17 protein-coding genes and 3 riboswitches are annotated in these 14,632 nt (G+C 28.3%); of the genes, 5 read left to right on the top strand and 12 right to left on the bottom strand.

Annotated features, from left to right (window positions below; translation table 11 throughout):
• Nucleotides 1-2: 2 nt before the first annotated feature.
• Nucleotides 3-413 carry an META domain-containing protein gene (locus tag E0E45_RS04185; protein ID WP_130890007.1) on the bottom strand — a complete coding sequence of 137 codons (411 nt, stop codon included), beginning with the start codon at nucleotides 411-413 and terminating at the stop codon, nucleotides 3-5.
• 1,323 nt (nucleotides 414-1,736) lie between these two features.
• Nucleotides 1,737-2,450 (bottom strand): NAD-dependent protein deacylase, encoded by a 714-nt coding sequence (locus E0E45_RS04180; RefSeq protein ID WP_130890006.1) that lies wholly within the window; start codon nucleotides 2,448-2,450, stop codon nucleotides 1,737-1,739.
• A 391-nt stretch (nucleotides 2,451-2,841) separates the two neighbouring features.
• On the opposite strand from E0E45_RS04180, the gene E0E45_RS04175 reads away from it, so the two are divergent.
• Nucleotides 2,842-3,687 carry an aldo/keto reductase gene (locus E0E45_RS04175; protein WP_130890005.1) on the top strand — a complete coding sequence of 282 codons (846 nt, stop codon included), beginning with the start codon at nucleotides 2,842-2,844 and terminating at the stop codon, nucleotides 3,685-3,687.
• Between the two features lie 31 nt (nucleotides 3,688-3,718).
• On the top strand, nucleotides 3,719-4,900 hold the full coding sequence (locus E0E45_RS04170) for a MalY/PatB family protein (protein WP_130890004.1): 1,182 nt from the start codon (nucleotides 3,719-3,721) through the stop codon (nucleotides 4,898-4,900).
• 101 nt (nucleotides 4,901-5,001) lie between these two features.
• On the opposite strand, the gene E0E45_RS04165 is transcribed toward E0E45_RS04170, so the two are convergent.
• Nucleotides 5,002-5,226, bottom strand: coding sequence for a TSCPD domain-containing protein (locus E0E45_RS04165; RefSeq protein ID WP_232044054.1), 225 nt, complete (start codon nucleotides 5,224-5,226; stop codon nucleotides 5,002-5,004).
• A 76-nt stretch (nucleotides 5,227-5,302) separates the two neighbouring features.
• Between E0E45_RS04165 and E0E45_RS17815 the strand changes: the two genes are divergently transcribed.
• Nucleotides 5,303-5,428: a TonB-dependent receptor gene (locus E0E45_RS17815; protein ID WP_232044053.1), complete on the top strand. Its 126-nt coding sequence runs from the start codon at nucleotides 5,303-5,305 to the stop codon at nucleotides 5,426-5,428.
• A 67-nt stretch (nucleotides 5,429-5,495) separates the two neighbouring features.
• Here E0E45_RS17815 and E0E45_RS04155 read toward each other — a convergent pair whose 3' ends face one another.
• Nucleotides 5,496-6,089, bottom strand: a complete 594-nt coding sequence (locus tag E0E45_RS04155) for a toxin-antitoxin system YwqK family antitoxin (RefSeq protein ID WP_130890003.1) — start codon at nucleotides 6,087-6,089, stop codon at nucleotides 5,496-5,498.
• A gap of 278 nt (nucleotides 6,090-6,367) precedes the next feature.
• Nucleotides 6,368-6,547, top strand: a riboswitch (cobalamin riboswitch).
• 135 nt (nucleotides 6,548-6,682) lie between these two features.
• Between E0E45_RS04155 and E0E45_RS04150 the strand changes: the two genes are divergently transcribed.
• Together E0E45_RS04150 and E0E45_RS04145 are read left to right on the top strand one after the other, a co-directional pair.
• Complete coding sequence (locus E0E45_RS04150) at nucleotides 6,683-8,713, top strand: TonB-dependent receptor (protein ID WP_130890002.1); 2,031 nt, start codon at nucleotides 6,683-6,685, stop codon at nucleotides 8,711-8,713.
• 20 nt (nucleotides 8,714-8,733) lie between these two features.
• Complete coding sequence (locus E0E45_RS04145) at nucleotides 8,734-9,267, top strand: hypothetical protein (RefSeq protein ID WP_130890001.1); 534 nt, start codon at nucleotides 8,734-8,736, stop codon at nucleotides 9,265-9,267.
• Between the two features lie 113 nt (nucleotides 9,268-9,380).
• Here the strand turns inward: E0E45_RS04145 and E0E45_RS17565 are convergent, their stop codons facing one another.
• The 8 genes from E0E45_RS17565 to E0E45_RS04110 form a co-directional block, all read right to left on the bottom strand.
• Nucleotides 9,381-9,551, bottom strand: coding sequence for a hypothetical protein (locus E0E45_RS17565; RefSeq protein ID WP_172604141.1), 171 nt, complete (start codon nucleotides 9,549-9,551; stop codon nucleotides 9,381-9,383).
• Entirely contained in the window at nucleotides 9,541-9,771 is a 231-nt protein-coding gene (locus E0E45_RS04140; RefSeq protein WP_130890000.1) for a hypothetical protein, read from the bottom strand. The genes E0E45_RS17565 and E0E45_RS04140 overlap by 11 nt, the downstream gene beginning before the upstream one ends.
• 22 nt (nucleotides 9,772-9,793) lie before the next feature.
• Entirely contained in the window at nucleotides 9,794-10,540 is a 747-nt protein-coding gene (locus E0E45_RS04135; protein WP_130889999.1) for a toxin-antitoxin system YwqK family antitoxin, read from the bottom strand.
• Nucleotides 10,541-10,674: 134 nt separating this feature from the next.
• Nucleotides 10,675-10,861: riboswitch (cobalamin riboswitch) on the bottom strand.
• A 236-nt stretch (nucleotides 10,862-11,097) separates the two neighbouring features.
• On the bottom strand, nucleotides 11,098-11,409 hold the full coding sequence (locus tag E0E45_RS04130; protein ID WP_130889998.1) for a hypothetical protein: 312 nt from the start codon (nucleotides 11,407-11,409) through the stop codon (nucleotides 11,098-11,100).
• Between the two features lie 94 nt (nucleotides 11,410-11,503).
• Nucleotides 11,504-12,199: an energy transducer TonB gene (locus E0E45_RS04125; protein ID WP_232044153.1), complete on the bottom strand. Its 696-nt coding sequence runs from the start codon at nucleotides 12,197-12,199 to the stop codon at nucleotides 11,504-11,506.
• A gap of 3 nt (nucleotides 12,200-12,202) precedes the next feature.
• Entirely contained in the window at nucleotides 12,203-12,613 is a 411-nt protein-coding gene (locus E0E45_RS04120; protein ID WP_130889996.1) for an ExbD/TolR family protein, read from the bottom strand.
• Complete coding sequence (locus tag E0E45_RS04115; RefSeq protein WP_130889995.1) at nucleotides 12,610-13,239, bottom strand: MotA/TolQ/ExbB proton channel family protein; 630 nt, start codon at nucleotides 13,237-13,239, stop codon at nucleotides 12,610-12,612. Before E0E45_RS04115 ends, E0E45_RS04120 begins: the two co-directional genes overlap by 4 nt.
• Before the next feature lie 155 nt (nucleotides 13,240-13,394).
• Nucleotides 13,395-13,572: riboswitch (cobalamin riboswitch) on the bottom strand.
• A 280-nt stretch (nucleotides 13,573-13,852) separates the two neighbouring features.
• Nucleotides 13,853-14,632 carry an ABC transporter ATP-binding protein gene (locus E0E45_RS04110; RefSeq protein WP_130889994.1) on the bottom strand — a complete coding sequence of 260 codons (780 nt, stop codon included), beginning with the start codon at nucleotides 14,630-14,632 and terminating at the stop codon, nucleotides 13,853-13,855.

Below are 14,632 nucleotides of genomic sequence, written 5' to 3'. Positions count from 1 at the left end.
TTTTATTTTTTTATAAAAATCATTTCATCTGCTTTATCATTAGTTAAGATTAGATTATTCCCATCTTTCTTTATTGTTTTAGCACTTTTCAAAAGAGTAAGATATTGATCTTCAACTATCATTTTATCTCTAGGTCCACCCATTCTAGTAGTAGCTAATGCTCCTATATTGATATTTCCATCATTTATATCAGCTTTTCCAAAAAATCTGTTTATTCCAGCAAATCCAAAAATTCTTCCATCTTTATCAAATCCAATAGTTAAATTATTTTCTGCAAAAAGATTAGTCAGTACATATTCATTACCAGCTACATTTTCAAGAGATACTTCTACAGGAACTTCTACTTTAACTGGAGTAGAACTACACCCTGCCAACAGCATCAAAGTTGCTAAAAAGATAAATATTTTTTTCATTGTTAAACCACCTCATATAATTTTTTGTTTCTTTTATAAAATTATACAACAAATAAACGCTTCTGTACAGATTAACAAAAATATATTTATTTTATAAACTTCTTTCTTTAATATATTTTACTTTTAATTTAGCTATACATTAATTTTATCAAAAAAATAGACTTATAGGTGAATTTCAAAGATTTATAAATTGGAAAATATAATAAAAAATTTTTAAAATATTAAAATTACACCACATTAAAAGAGCAGGATTTTACTCCTGCTCCTTTTAACTTATACTGAATATAATATTTTAGAGATAATATTATAGATTAGGGCTTAATCAGCAGAATACCCTGCTATTAAAAATTTGTGGTTTATATTCAAAAAAAATTTCTTTTCCTTATATTAAGTATATATCATAAACAAAATAAATTCAACAATATATTCAATTTATATTTATACAAATTTTATAGAATAAAGATTCTTTTATTTAATTTATATTTACACTTTTTACTATAATATCTTTACTTTAATAAATAGATTATATTAATTTTTTTTATTGAAATACTTGTTTTACTTCCTACTTTTTCAAAATCAGATTTAATAAATCAATTCTTAAATTCTAAAACTTATATAATAATTTATCTTGTATATCCTTGTATAAATATAACTTATGCTATATAATTATATTTAAGAAGAAATTCTTGGATGCATTGCCTCCCAGGTAATGTATATGTCAACTAATTTTCCTTCCAATGATTTTTTATCTGCCCAGTAAAAGCTCTATTGGAAGGAACTCCAAATTAAAAACTAAGGGAGAAAAAATGGAAAAAGTGTTATTATGTATTATTAGTATTTTAATAGCTTTTGTGATTAAGAATTGGATTTATCCTACCTTTATCCCATTTCTTTTTCTCATATTGTTATTAATCTTTATTCCAAGTTTAATAATAAAAAAATAAAATTTTAATCATCAACCAAATGGAAGATGTCTAATTTATCTCATATCATCATATCTATACTAACAATAGTCCATTATTGGGCTATTTTTATTTAAAAGATAAATATATTTTTTAATTAATTTATTCTTTAATACAAATTATTTTTTTACTAAAATTATATTTCTTATCCCTGCAAATCTACTAGAAAATCTAATATTTAAATCAACTCTAAAAGTGACAGAAAAATTTTTTAACAATAGAAAAATATTATAAAAGAATTAAAGTAAAATTAAAAGGATTAACTTCTATTTAATATAGAAATCAATCCTTCTTAATCAATACTTAAAATATAATGTCTAAAAAAATAGGTTTATTATATAAATTTCTCTTTTATTGTATTCTATTTATTCAATAATTTCATCGTTTCAGTCATTACTTTAGAAAAATTATCCCTTATTACAAGCTGAGCTTTTCCATCTTGAGAAGTAGGAGTTTCATTTAAGATAACAAGATTTTTTCCAGAAAAATAATTTAAATAATATGCTGCTGGATAAACTGTTAAACTTGTTCCTACAATTATTAAAGTATCTGCTTTTTCTATTTCTTTTATAGCTCTAGAAGTTACTTCTTCATCAAGCATTTCTCCATAAAGAGTTACCTGTGGTCTTACTATTCCACCACATTCACAATCAAATGATTTATTGTTTCTTTTTCCACATTCTAAACAATACCATTTTTTTAATGTTCCATGAAGTTCCAGGACATTTCTGCTCCCTGCTGCTTGATGAAGATCATCTATATTTTGTGTGATAACAGCTTTAACTTTTCCCATTTTTTCCAATTCAGCCACAGCTTTATGTCCAGCATTGGGTTTTATATCATTTATAGATAATTTTTCTACTAGATACTTGTCAAAAATATCTCTATGAGAAAAGAAAAAATCATGACTCAATATCTCCTCTGGTTCGTATCCCATATAGCTTCTATCATTATAAAGTCCATTTTTACCACGAAAATCACGGAGTCCAGAATCTGTTGATGCCCCTGCTCCACTAAATACAACTATATCTTTACTGTTTTTTATAATTTCAGCTAATTTTTCTATATTTTCCATAGGTAATCCCTCCTATTTATTTAATTTAAAATAATAATTTTATTTAAATATCCTTTTTAATATGGCAATACTGCTATTTCTTTCTTAGATACCTCCTATTTCTTTTTAAATCTATCTTTTGTATATTATACTATATTTTTTACTTTAAACTGCATATTTTTTTAACTTTTAAAACAATCTTCATTTTTAGCAATATTCTCATAAAAAACTGTATTCAGATATTTGAACCCAGCAAAAATATTTGTATAAAGAATAGTCCCTCTCTCTTCTTTTAACACCTTTTCAATCTCACAATTACACTTTGCTTATTTATTTTATAAAATAATTGTTATCACAAAAAAAATGAGTTATAATTATAATAGAACTATTAATTTAATACAGGGGGGAATATATGTACAAATTAAGAAACGGTGTAGAAATACCTGAAATAGCTTTTGGAACTTGGAAAATTACAGATCCAGAAGTATGTAGAAAAAGTGTAAAATATGCTTTAGAAACTGGATACAGACATATCGACACTGCAATGATATATAAAAATGAAGAATTTGTTGGAGAGGGAATCAAAGAATTCTTAGCTGAGAATAAAGATGTAAAAAGAGAAGATCTTTTCATCACTACTAAAGTGTGGAATTCTGATCAAGGATATGATTCAACTTTAGCAGCATTTGAGCTTTCTCTAAAAAAACTAGGCCTTGAATATGTAGACCTTTACCTTATTCACTGGCCTAATACTCCTAATATGAAAACTACAATTGATACTTGGAAAGCTCTTGAAAAACTTTACAAAGAGAAAAAAGTAAGAGCTATTGGAGTATGTAATTTTGAAATTCATCACTTTGAAGAACTTCTTCCAGAAGCAGAAATCATCCCTATGATAGACCAAATTGAGCTTCATCCACTGAATCAACAGCTTAAATCAAGAGCATACTGTGATGAAAAAGGTATTATAGTTGAATCTTGGAGTCCATTAATGCAGGGAAACCTTGAAAATGATATTATAGAAAAAATTGGAAAAGTACATGGAAAAACAGTTGCTCAGGTTATCCTTAAATGGCACCTTCAATCTGGACTTCTTCCATTGCCAAAATCTGTAACTCCATCTAGAATAAAAGAAAATAAAGACCTTGATTTTGTTCTTTCTCCTGAGGAAATGAATACTATCATAGCTTTAAACAAAGATGAAAGATTTGCAACTCACCCAGATAATATGAGTTCTGGTTTTGAAAATTTAAGATAAAATTACCAAATATTGATGGAGGAAATATTAAATGAAATATAATTTTGATGAAATAATTGATAGAAGTAAAACAAACTCTAGAAAATGGAATCCTGAAATATATAAAAATACATATAATGGAAAAACTGACCTGCTTCCTTTATGGGTGGCAGATATGGATTTCAAAGTTGCTCCTGCTATACTTGACAGCCTGCAGGCTGTATTGACTCATGGCATACTTGGATATACTTCAACTGATGATGAATATTTTCAATCTATTGTTAATTGGAATAAAAACAGAAAAAATGTAGACCTTAAAAAAGAATGGATAATCTTTACAAATGGAGTTGTCCCTGCTCTTAACTATATGATACAGACATTTACTAAAGAGGGAGATTCTATCCTTATACAAACTCCTGTATATCACCCATTCAGAATATCTACTGAAAACAACAACAGAAAAATAGTTACTAATCCTCTGATAGATACTAATGGCTACTACACTATAGATTTTGATGATTTTGAAAAGAAAATAGTTGAGAACAGTGTAAAAATGTTTATCTTATGCAATCCTCATAACCCTGTGGGAAGAGTATGGTCAAAAGAAGAACTTGAGAAAATGGGGGAAATCTGTTTAAAACATAATGTACTTGTAATATCTGATGAGATTCACTCTGACCTTATTTTCAAAGACAGTAAATTCACTTCATTCCTTACATTGAAAGAGGCACTTAAAAATAATTGTATAGTTTGTACAGCTCCAAGTAAGACATTCAACCTTGCTGGACTTCAAACTTCTCTTATCCTTATAGCCAATGATGAAATAAGAGATAAATACAAAAATACTCTTATGAAAATAAGACTCGAAACTCCTAATACTTTTGGTATAGAAGCTATCAAAGCTGGATATATGCATTCTGCTGAATGGCTTGATGAACTTATAGATTATCTTGATGGAAACAGAAAATTCATTGAAGAATATATCAAAGAAAATATGCCAGGAGTAAAATATCTAAAACCTGAAGGAACTTATCTTGCATGGATAGATTTCAGAGGGGTATTAAAAGATGGTGAAACTTTAGAAGAAATATTTGAAGATAAAGCTAAAGTTGCTATTGACTATGGTAACTGGTTTGGAGCAGAGGGAGCAGGCTATGTAAGACTTAACTTTGCGTGTCCTAGATCAATAGTTAAAGAGGCTCTGGACAGAGTTAAAAATGTAATATATAAATAATGAAATAGAATAGATTTAATGATTTTATAATAAGAAATTTAAATATTGATATATTTTCAAACAGCCTTAACCTTCACTATCAAGAGTTAAGGCTGTTTTATTTATCTTCCTGCCAGCTGCATAAGTATTTTGCATAATTCCCTCATACATGAAGTTCCTCTTTCTTTACACTCAATATGATATAGATCATTTACTATTTTATCTATCTTCATATCTTTCAATAGTATTTCAAAAGTTTTTGAATCTCCATCACAACATCCAAAAAATTTTACTTTTTTTAATATTCCATCTTCTATTTCTACACCAATTTCTTTTGCACACACCATTAGTTTTGTATATTTCCACGCTGCCCCTCCTAGAATATTAAATGCAAAATATCAGCTTGAAAATTGTATTTCTCTTGTGGCAAGAATCAATAATTTATTTGATGAAAAATATGAGGAATATGTTGGATATTGGAATAATATTAGTCAATATACACCAGCAACTGGTAGAAACTATTCAGTTGAAATAAATTATACTTTCTAAAATTTTAATTAAAATAATGGCTCTTAAAATAGTAATGTTTTCTATTTTTTAAGCCATTTTTTATATTCTATTCATTTAAATTTTTACTTGATACAATATCTCCATCTTTATATTCTCTCTCTAAAATTACTTTTCCTTTTTCATATATTCTTTCTATACCATGAAGTACATACTCTTTATAATTTTGCTCATGTTCCAAATTTCCATTTTTATCATAAAACTTTGATGTTCCATGTAGACAGTCATTTTTATAGTTTAGTTCTGCTATTATTTTTCCATTTTCCTGATAACCTTTTTCTATTCCATCCTTTTCTCCATCTTTATAGTTTGTTTCCATTTTAAGTTGTCCATTATCATAATAAATTCTGCTTATTCCATCTAATTTCCCATCTTTATAACTTGTAGATTCCCATTTTATATTTCCATTTTCATAATATCCTTTTGCTGAGTTCAATTTTCCATTTTCATAAACCTCTTTCTTTATTATTTTATCTTCTTCTGTTATAGTTACTATCCCACTGTATGGCTTTTCCTCTTCCTTTTTATACAAGAGTTTATCTTCTCTTACTTCCACATCATAATATTTTTCATTTCTTTCTGCCCCAGAAACATAGATAGAAGCTATTAATAACAGCAATAATATTCTAAAAACTTTTTTCATAAACTCATTCCCCCAGTATTTCAATTTTTGTACAACTCTTTAAATTTACAAAAAGTACTTTTTCTTTTAATGATATATAAAATAGGGTTCCTTGTCAATTAATTATTTATTCAGCTTTATATTTCCAGTATCTAAATCTTCTTAAAAAGACAAAGAAAGAAAATCAATACAATAAAAAGATCATTTTATTTAATATATTCATTTAAAAATTATTTTATAAAAGCTAATAATTGAAATTGATATTGACATTATATGTTAAATCAAGTACAATTAGTTCATAATCAAAAATATATTTAGGTGCTTTTTGTAAAGCTTAATAGAGGAAGCAGGGTGAGAATCCCTCACAGCGAAAGCTGCTGTATGGCAGACGAAATCACATTATGTCACTGGGAAACTGGGAAGGCGTGAGAGTAGAATGAAGCCAAGTCAGAAGACTTACCAAATAGTCATTATACATCTATCAATGAATTGAAATCTCATTGGTTGTTTTAACTTTGACTCTCTAGTAGGTAGAACTCTCTATTTATTAGAGTTTTTTTATTTACAAAACCTTATATATTTTTTGAAAAATAATATTTTAAAGGGGAGAAAAAATGTATAAGAGAATTGGTATTTTAGCATTAATTTTAAGTTCATCCCTCTATGCAGATGAACTAGGAAAAAAGGAGAATTTTGCTGTAAAACTTAATGAGTCAACTATTACATCAGAAAGATATGATGAAACTCCTGTTATTGAAACAGCTAAAAATGTCACTGTTATTACAGGAGATGAGATTGAAAAAAGAGGATACAAAAATGTAGAGGAAGCTCTTATAAATGTTCCTGGTCTTTCTTTTGCAGGTGGATATTTATCAATGAGAGGACAAGTTCCAAGTATGGGAAACAAACATCTGGTTGTACTGGTTGATGGAATTCCTCAAAATGGTATGGATAATAGATCCTTCGATTTAGATTTTATTCCTGTAGAACAAATAGAAAAAATAGAGGTTGTCCCTGCTGGTGGGGCTATTATGTATGGAGGAAATGCTACTTCTGGTGTTATCAATATTATTACTAAAGAAAATGTAAATAAAAAATATTGGGGAAATACTGGACTTCAAATAGGTTCATTCAATGAAAGAAAGTATAAATTGAACTATGGAACTAATCTAACAGAAAACTTATCAATAGATGCCAGATATATTAATACAGATAAAGATGGGTATAGAGATTATACTAAAAAAGAAGCAGAATTTGGAGAAATAGGAGCTAAATACAGATTAAAAGATGGAAATATAGGCTTTAAATATATTCGTAATGAAAGAAAATCAACAGGTTCTAGTTACCTTACTAAAGTTCAATATGATGAAGACAGAAAGCAGAATGGTTCAAGCTATAAGGAAAAAATAGCTCATGATACACAGGATAAATATATTCTTGAATTTAATAAAAAGCTGTCTGATAATTTATCTCTTTCAGCTGTAACGGAATATAGAGAGAGGGAATATACTTATTCTCAGCCTAAAACAGCTACATATTCATCATATCACAGTAGAGTAAAGAATACTGATTCTATATATACAAATGCACAACTAAAATATAGCTATATGGAAAAAAGCAGCTTAATCTTAGGTGGAGATTATTCAAAAGCAAAGGTTAAAGAGGATGGATACAGTACTTCTGGTTCTGTAATTTACCGTAAAACATATACAGAAACTGATTATGAAGCTATTGGGGGATATCTTTTAAATAAATATTCATATAATGATTTTATTTTTACTCAAGGAATAAGAGTAGAAAGAAATAAATTTGATGAAGATAAAACTTCTTATAATACTAATGGAAGTTTTAAAAATAAAAAAAATATTAATGATTCCAATACAAATACAAACTATGAATTAACAGCAAACTATATGTTTTCTGAAGATACTTCTGGATATATCAGCTGGAATAGAGTATATCGTTCACCTAATCTAACTGAATATACAGGCTGGAAAACAGATAAAGCTACTGGAGAAACTGCTTCAAGGGATTCACAAGAAGTTGATACTTTTGAAATTGGAGTTAAATCTCTTATAAATAATATCTATTTATCTGGAGCTGTATTCTATATTAAAGGAAACAAAGAGATAATGTATGACTATTATAGAGATGAAATACTAGATAGCTCAGAAAGTGGAAGCTACTACAATCTTAATGGGAAAACTGAAAGAATAGGAGTTGAATTTGCTAGTGAACAGTACTTTGACAAATTAACATTGAGAGAAAACTTTACATATATGCACAACGAAATTGTAGATGGTCCATATAAAGGAAATGATATTCCTGGTGTAAGCAATATAATATTTGGATTAGGAGCTACCTATGAAATAACTTCTCAATTTACTTTTAATATAGAATCAAATTACCATGGAAAAGCTTATCTAATCAATGATTATTATAATAAAGTCCCAAAAACAAATAGCTATATGGTTACAAATATTTCTGCTAAATATAATTTTGAAAACGGAATAGCTGTATCAGCTGGAATAGATAATGTCTTCAATGAAATATATTGTGATTATATTACTTATGCTGGTACAAAAATCAATTATTCTCCTTCTCCTGAAAGAACATATTATGTAAGTGCTGAATATAAATTTTAATATTGAATAAGGAGGAAGTAATGAAAAACTTGAATAAACTTTTTATACTATTATTATTTTTATCTTTCTCACTGAATGTATATAGTTACAGAGTAAAAGAAAGTCCAACAGAGAGATTTAAAATAGAAAATTTTAAAGATGATATTAAAAAGATGAACTATAATTTTGATGAATTTGGCAAAACAAAAGACTATGGAATTCTTGGATATTACAACTTTATTCCCTTAAAAAATAATAATAAAATATCTGCATATGCCTGTTTAACACATTTGAAAGTTTATGACAGACATGAACCTTTTATTGTTATAGTTTCTTTAGATGGGAAAATAATAGATTATTCTATTCCAGAAGCAAAGAAAAAACATTTTCCTCTTAATTCTGAAACTGTGAAAAAAACAGTAATTGGAAAAAACAAAAACAATGTAAAAATGGATGCAGTATCTGGTTCTACTTTTCATGTTCCTGCTATTAATGCTGAACTAAAAAATATATTAAATATTTTTGAATATCGAAAAGAAATAATCAGGAAAGATGAAGCAGAGAAAAAATCATAAAATAAACCTTGTATAATAAAATGAGATGAGCCTAGGTATATGAAGTTCATCTCATTTTTATTTACATTCTATTTTCTGCTATCTTATTTTAATTTAAAGTAAAAATATTAATTTTATTTTTTCTTTTCTTTTTCTATTTGGACATTCTTATTTAATTTTTCTAAAATATCAAAATTATTTACCTCATGGAATTCTTTTTCCTCACCTTCTTTTCCAATCTGAACTTTTCTATTTAATTCCTCCAAAATATTTAAATTATTTAAGTCTGTTTTTTTAGTTTTCATTTCTTTCTTCCTTTATTATATTAAATTTTAATAACTTCTCCATATTTGCTTTAATAAATTCATCAGTAACAATATATGATACTGTTTTTTGAACTATTGGAAGCTCTTTTCCAGAATAAATTAATCCTACTTTTCTTTCCACATTTTTAAAATGCTCTCCATTTTCAATTACTTTTGCCAATTCTCCTATATCAAAACCTTTTTTTAAATCTTTTTTCATCATTACCTCCTTCATTCTTGTATCATGATACATCCTTTATAATTTTCCCATTCATAAATGATGCTGTTCCAAAAAGCTTTCCATTTTCATAGAACATACTCCAATCACCATCCAGCATATCATCTTTAAAATATCCTACTGCATTGATTACACCATTTTCATAATATCTTATATATCTTCCATTTTTAATATGTTTCTTATATTCTTCTTTTATCTCTATATCTCCATTTTCAAAATAGTATGTAACTGCTCCTTCTAATTCTGCATTGACAAAGTTTCTTACTACCTGCATTTTTCCATTTTGATAATAGAGTATATTTCTTCCATGAAGTATGTTATTTCTAAACATACTGCTTTCCTGAATTTCCCCATTTGGGTAATAAAGCATCTTCTGTCCATTAAGTTTTCCATTTTTAAAAAATGCCCTCATCTTAATATTACCATTTTCAAAGTATTTTACCCATTCCCCATTCATCTGATCATCTTTAAAAAATATATATTCTTCTATATTTCCATTAGGATAAAACTGTGAGAAATCCCCATTTAATTTTCCCTCTTTGTATTCAGCTATTTCTCTCAACAGACCATTTGGATAAAATTTTCTACTCTCTCCATCTTTGATACCCTCTTTGTAGGTTTCTTCTTCTTTTAAAATATCAGTAGGATATCTGCATATTAATTTTCCACTAAAAGGCTTATCTTCTCCGATTATATATGCTACTCCATTCACAGAAATTTTATTAAAAAAAGGTGCTTCTCGTACTTCCATTTTTATCTCCTCCATTTCATGACATAAATAAAAAAATCCCAAAACTTACAATCATGTAAATTCTGGGATTAAATATTCTGTATCAAAAAATAAATAACAAAATACAATCTTTAAATTCACACTCGTCCTCGCAAGTTGATATTCTTATCAAAGGCAGGTCTCCTGACTTAGAATCACTTTACTCGCATACCTTCCCAAAACAATATAATCATTTCAGTGGTAAACTGCTTTCATCCTCTTTACAGTGGCGGGACCGTGCAGGACTCTAACCTGCTTCCCTTTTAATCTAGTAAAACTAGAACCATTTGATATTCTATTCTTTTCTTTGTTGTATATATTTATAAAGTCAATAATTCTATATTCAATAATTGAACCTTTCACCACTTAAATTTACTTCATAATTTTTGAAGTGGGAACTTCTAGGGAAGCAACTGCTTGCGTTAGCCAACTATATTTACCAAGTTATCTTTATAGTTCCCATGGCTCTTTTATTTTCTAGGTTGTTTTTCTTATTCTTGAATTATACTACAATTTATATTTGCCTCAAGTATTTTTTATTAAGAATTTGCTCCTCTTACTATTTCCACTTTAGATATGTTTCCAAAATCATTTAAAGCTTTAGCAAAAGAATTTTTTATAAGTTCCATATACTTTCTTACATATTCCTCTCCACTATTGATACAATCTACTGTCGCTTTATACACAGCATTTTCATCTTTGAAAAAATAAAGGTTAACAGTATCCATCACTGTAAATATTTCCATTTCTGCTATGTTACAAGGTATGTCATGATTCTTCGCTTCTTCTACTGCTTTGTTTATCAATAATGCTGGGATTATAGAATGTGTACTCTCTGAATTGATTCTCATAATTATCACTCCTTTAAATTTTATATAGCTTTTGAAAAACACTTATTTAAATTAACTTTATACACTTTATTTTTCTGAATATTATCTTAAATATTTACTTAACATTAAATCTGAAATCTTTATAGAAATAGAGTTTTATCTTTTCTCCATGATAAATTATTGGATCAAACTCCCATTTTTTAAGAGCTTTTTCTACCTCTTTTCTGAAGCCGTAAGAAGTAAAGTTATCCAAAAATATTATCTCCTCTACCTTTCCATTGAGTCCAATAAGGAATTTTGTTTTTATAACTACCTCATTTCGATAGTTGGCTCTTTTAGCAAGGACAGGATATTCAGGTTCAATTTCTCTTTTGATTCTATATCTGATTCCGCCACCACTCTTCTGATCCCCTATATATGTACCAGTTCCATCTTTCACTAATCCTGCTAATGGATTATATGGTGCTGAATTTCCAGAAGATATTTCCTCTTTTACTTCTTCTTTAGCTTCTTCCTTCACTGGTTCTTCCTTCTTTTTAACTTCTTTTTTAACAACTTTTTTTACTGCTTTCTTCTCTATTTTTTTTTCAATTTTCTTTTCTTCCTTTGGCTTTTCCTCTTTTTTAGGCTCTGGCTGTGCAAAAGACTGCAATGGTGCTGGAGCAGGTGTATTATTTTCCACTTTCAGCTCACTAAGATATACCAAAACATTTTTACTATCCAGTTTTACATCTTTTACAGGCTTGACATATATAGCAAAAAGCAACAGCAGATGACATAAAAAAGAGATTACATAGAATTTCAATTTCATCACCTACTTTATACTATTTATTTCTAATTTCTCCAGCCCTATATTCTTCAATCTTCCCATAGTTTCTATTACAGTTTCATATCTTAAATCTTTATCAGCACTAACTATGAGAGTCTGTTCTTTTCTCCCTTTCATCAGTTCTTTTACAGTTTCTTCTAGTTTTTCATTTTCTATCTCTACTGAATCTTCACCATTCTTAAAGAAATACTTGCCATCTTTATCTATTATCAGTTCAGCTCCCTCTTCTGTCATATTTATTTCCTCTACAGAAGATTTAGGAAGATTCATGTCAAATTTATTATACTGGCTGAATGTAGTCACCAGCATAAAAAATATCAATAACTGAAAGACCACATCTATCAATGGTGTCAGATCAGGATTAATTATCCCCTTCTTTCTTCTTAGTTCCCTCATATCTCTTCCTTCTTTCCAGCTTTTTTAATATTGATAAGTGCAGTGGAAGTTTTTTCTATTTCAAGCATTATCTTATCAGCTTTTCTGTTAAATGTTTGATATGCTATTATTGCTGGTATGGCTATAAGGAGTCCTGCGGCTGTTGTAAGAAGAGCTTCTGAGATTCCATTGGCTACTACATTTGGATCTCCAGCTCCCTGCAATGCTATTGCTTTAAATGATTTTATCATTCCAAGTACAGTTCCAAGGAGTCCAGCCATTGGAGAAATATATGCCACTATCCCCAATATAGATAATCTTCTTTCCAGATTCTCTATCTGCTCCAAAGCTTTTTCTTTCATTAGCTTCTCTTTACTTTCATATAGATCATTTTCATTTTTATAAGCTAATAGTATGCTCTTTACTGTTCTAGATACTGAATTATTTGTTTTATCACATAATTCTATAGCTTCTTTTTCTTTTCCAGCTCTTACCAGAGCTACTATTTCCTCTTTAAATTCCCTTGTTATTCCCTGCTCATTTTTTATGAAATAAGCAGTTCTTTCTAATATTGTTCCCAATCCCATTATAGATAAGGCAGCTAAAAGCCACATCATCATTCCACCTTCTATGAAGTAAGTATACATTTTTCCTCCTGATCTATATTTAAAATTAATTAATTACACTAAAAAAATCTCTGATAAAAAACAAGTGCTTACAAGCCCCCATTTTGTTTTTATCAGAGAATCTTAAATATCCATTGATATTTGATTGATGCTCTCTCTTTTTCCCACCGAAAAAGTAAAAAAACTAGTTTTTAGGTAAGTCTCCTGACTCGGTTTCATTCTACTCCCTTCCTTCCCAGATTAAATAATCCAGTGGTTGTTGGTTTCGTCCACCTTACAGTAGCGGGGGCTGTGTGGGATTTTCACCCATCTTCCTCTTTTAAGCCTTTTGGCACCTAACACTATATCCATATGATATGATTTATCTTGCTCTTTGTCAATCATTTTCATAAAATTTGATATATAAATTACGAAAAAATTACACTATTTAAAATTTTGTTCTTAATAATTTATATTTCAAAAGCTATTCCTTATCATATATTTATTATTTTTAATATTTTTTATAATAATCTCCATAGCTTCCTGAAATTTTTTATACTTCAAAGAATATCTTTTCTATATATTAATCTATTTCATTGATTATATATTTTTAATTTCAAGAATTTTTTTACTCTTTTATTTTAAAATTATTTTTTTATTTAACTATTCCTTTTAATCTGAAATATGGAACTCCATCTTCTATTTCAATTGAAGACTCCACTCTGTACACTTCTCTTATGAGTTGTGGTGTAAGAACTTCCAGTGATTTTCCATCTTTATATTTTTTCCCATCTTTAAGCACAATTATCCTGTTGCTGTATTGAGCAGCCTGGTTCAAATCATGAAGCACCATTATTATAGTTATTCCCAGATTCTGATTCAGTTCCTTTACCAGCTCCATTATCTCAAATTGATGACAGATATCAAGATATGTTGTAGGTTCATCTAATAGAAGTATCCCTGTCTTTTGAGCAAGCACCATTGCTATCCATACTTTCTGTCTTTCTCCCCCTGACAAGCTCATTACTTTTCTCTCTCTGAAATTATCCAATTTACACATTGTAATAGCCCAGTCCACTATATCTCTGTCTTCTTGGTTATATACCTCATACCATTTTTTATGAGGAACTCTCCCATACATGATAAAGTCATATACAGTTATATCATCAGGTATCTCATTATTCTGTGAAACAAATGCAAGTTTCTTTGCAAACTCCTTATTTTTTATACTGCTTATCTCTTCTCCATCTAAATATATATTTCCATTTTTACATGGAAGCACTCTTGATATAGCTTTTAAAAGAGTTGATTTTCCACAGCCATTGGTTCCTATTATAGAAACTACTTCTCCTTTTGTTATCTCGATATCAAGATCATGTATAATGACTTTTTCTCCATAAGCCAGCTCTATATTATACCCTTTTATAGTTTTCAT

The sequence above is a fragment of the Fusobacterium ulcerans ATCC 49185 genome (assembly GCF_900683735.1).
Taxonomy (GTDB): Bacteria; Fusobacteriota; Fusobacteriia; order Fusobacteriales; family Fusobacteriaceae; genus Fusobacterium_A; species Fusobacterium_A ulcerans_A.
Note: the sequence above shows the minus strand (reverse complement) of the source record. Positions and strands in the feature narration are given on the sequence as shown.

What these genes read in the sequence shown, in the direction of transcription:
- E0E45_RS17565 (WP_172604141.1), bottom strand. Translation starts at nt 9,551, where the DNA reads ATGAAAACTAAAAAAACAGACTTAAATAATTTAAATATTTTGGAGGAA.
- E0E45_RS04110 (WP_130889994.1), bottom strand. Translation starts at nt 14,632, where the DNA reads ATGAAAACTATAAAAGGGTATAATATAGAGCTGGCTTATGGAGAAAAA.
- E0E45_RS04125 (WP_232044153.1), bottom strand. Translation starts at nt 12,199, where the DNA reads ATGAAATTGAAATTCTATGTAATCTCTTTTTTATGTCATCTGCTGTTG.
- E0E45_RS04185 (WP_130890007.1), bottom strand. Translation starts at nt 413, where the DNA reads ATGAAAAAAATATTTATCTTTTTAGCAACTTTGATGCTGTTGGCAGGG.
- E0E45_RS04175 (WP_130890005.1), top strand. Translation starts at nt 2,842, where the DNA reads ATGTACAAATTAAGAAACGGTGTAGAAATACCTGAAATAGCTTTTGGA.
- E0E45_RS04135 (WP_130889999.1), bottom strand. Translation starts at nt 10,540, where the DNA reads ATGGAAGTACGAGAAGCACCTTTTTTTAATAAAATTTCTGTGAATGGA.
- E0E45_RS04145 (WP_130890001.1), top strand. Translation starts at nt 8,734, where the DNA reads ATGAAAAACTTGAATAAACTTTTTATACTATTATTATTTTTATCTTTC.
- E0E45_RS04115 (WP_130889995.1), bottom strand. Translation starts at nt 13,239, where the DNA reads ATGTATACTTACTTCATAGAAGGTGGAATGATGATGTGGCTTTTAGCT.
- E0E45_RS04170 (WP_130890004.1), top strand. Translation starts at nt 3,719, where the DNA reads ATGAAATATAATTTTGATGAAATAATTGATAGAAGTAAAACAAACTCT.
- E0E45_RS04155 (WP_130890003.1), bottom strand. Translation starts at nt 6,089, where the DNA reads ATGAAAAAAGTTTTTAGAATATTATTGCTGTTATTAATAGCTTCTATC.
- E0E45_RS04165 (WP_232044054.1), bottom strand. Translation starts at nt 5,226, where the DNA reads ATGGTGTGTGCAAAAGAAATTGGTGTAGAAATAGAAGATGGAATATTA.
- E0E45_RS04180 (WP_130890006.1), bottom strand. Translation starts at nt 2,450, where the DNA reads ATGGAAAATATAGAAAAATTAGCTGAAATTATAAAAAACAGTAAAGAT.
- E0E45_RS04150 (WP_130890002.1), top strand. Translation starts at nt 6,683, where the DNA reads ATGTATAAGAGAATTGGTATTTTAGCATTAATTTTAAGTTCATCCCTC.
- E0E45_RS04130 (WP_130889998.1), bottom strand. Translation starts at nt 11,409, where the DNA reads ATGAGAATCAATTCAGAGAGTACACATTCTATAATCCCAGCATTATTG.
- E0E45_RS04140 (WP_130890000.1), bottom strand. Translation starts at nt 9,771, where the DNA reads ATGAAAAAAGATTTAAAAAAAGGTTTTGATATAGGAGAATTGGCAAAA.
- E0E45_RS04120 (WP_130889996.1), bottom strand. Translation starts at nt 12,613, where the DNA reads ATGAGGGAACTAAGAAGAAAGAAGGGGATAATTAATCCTGATCTGACA.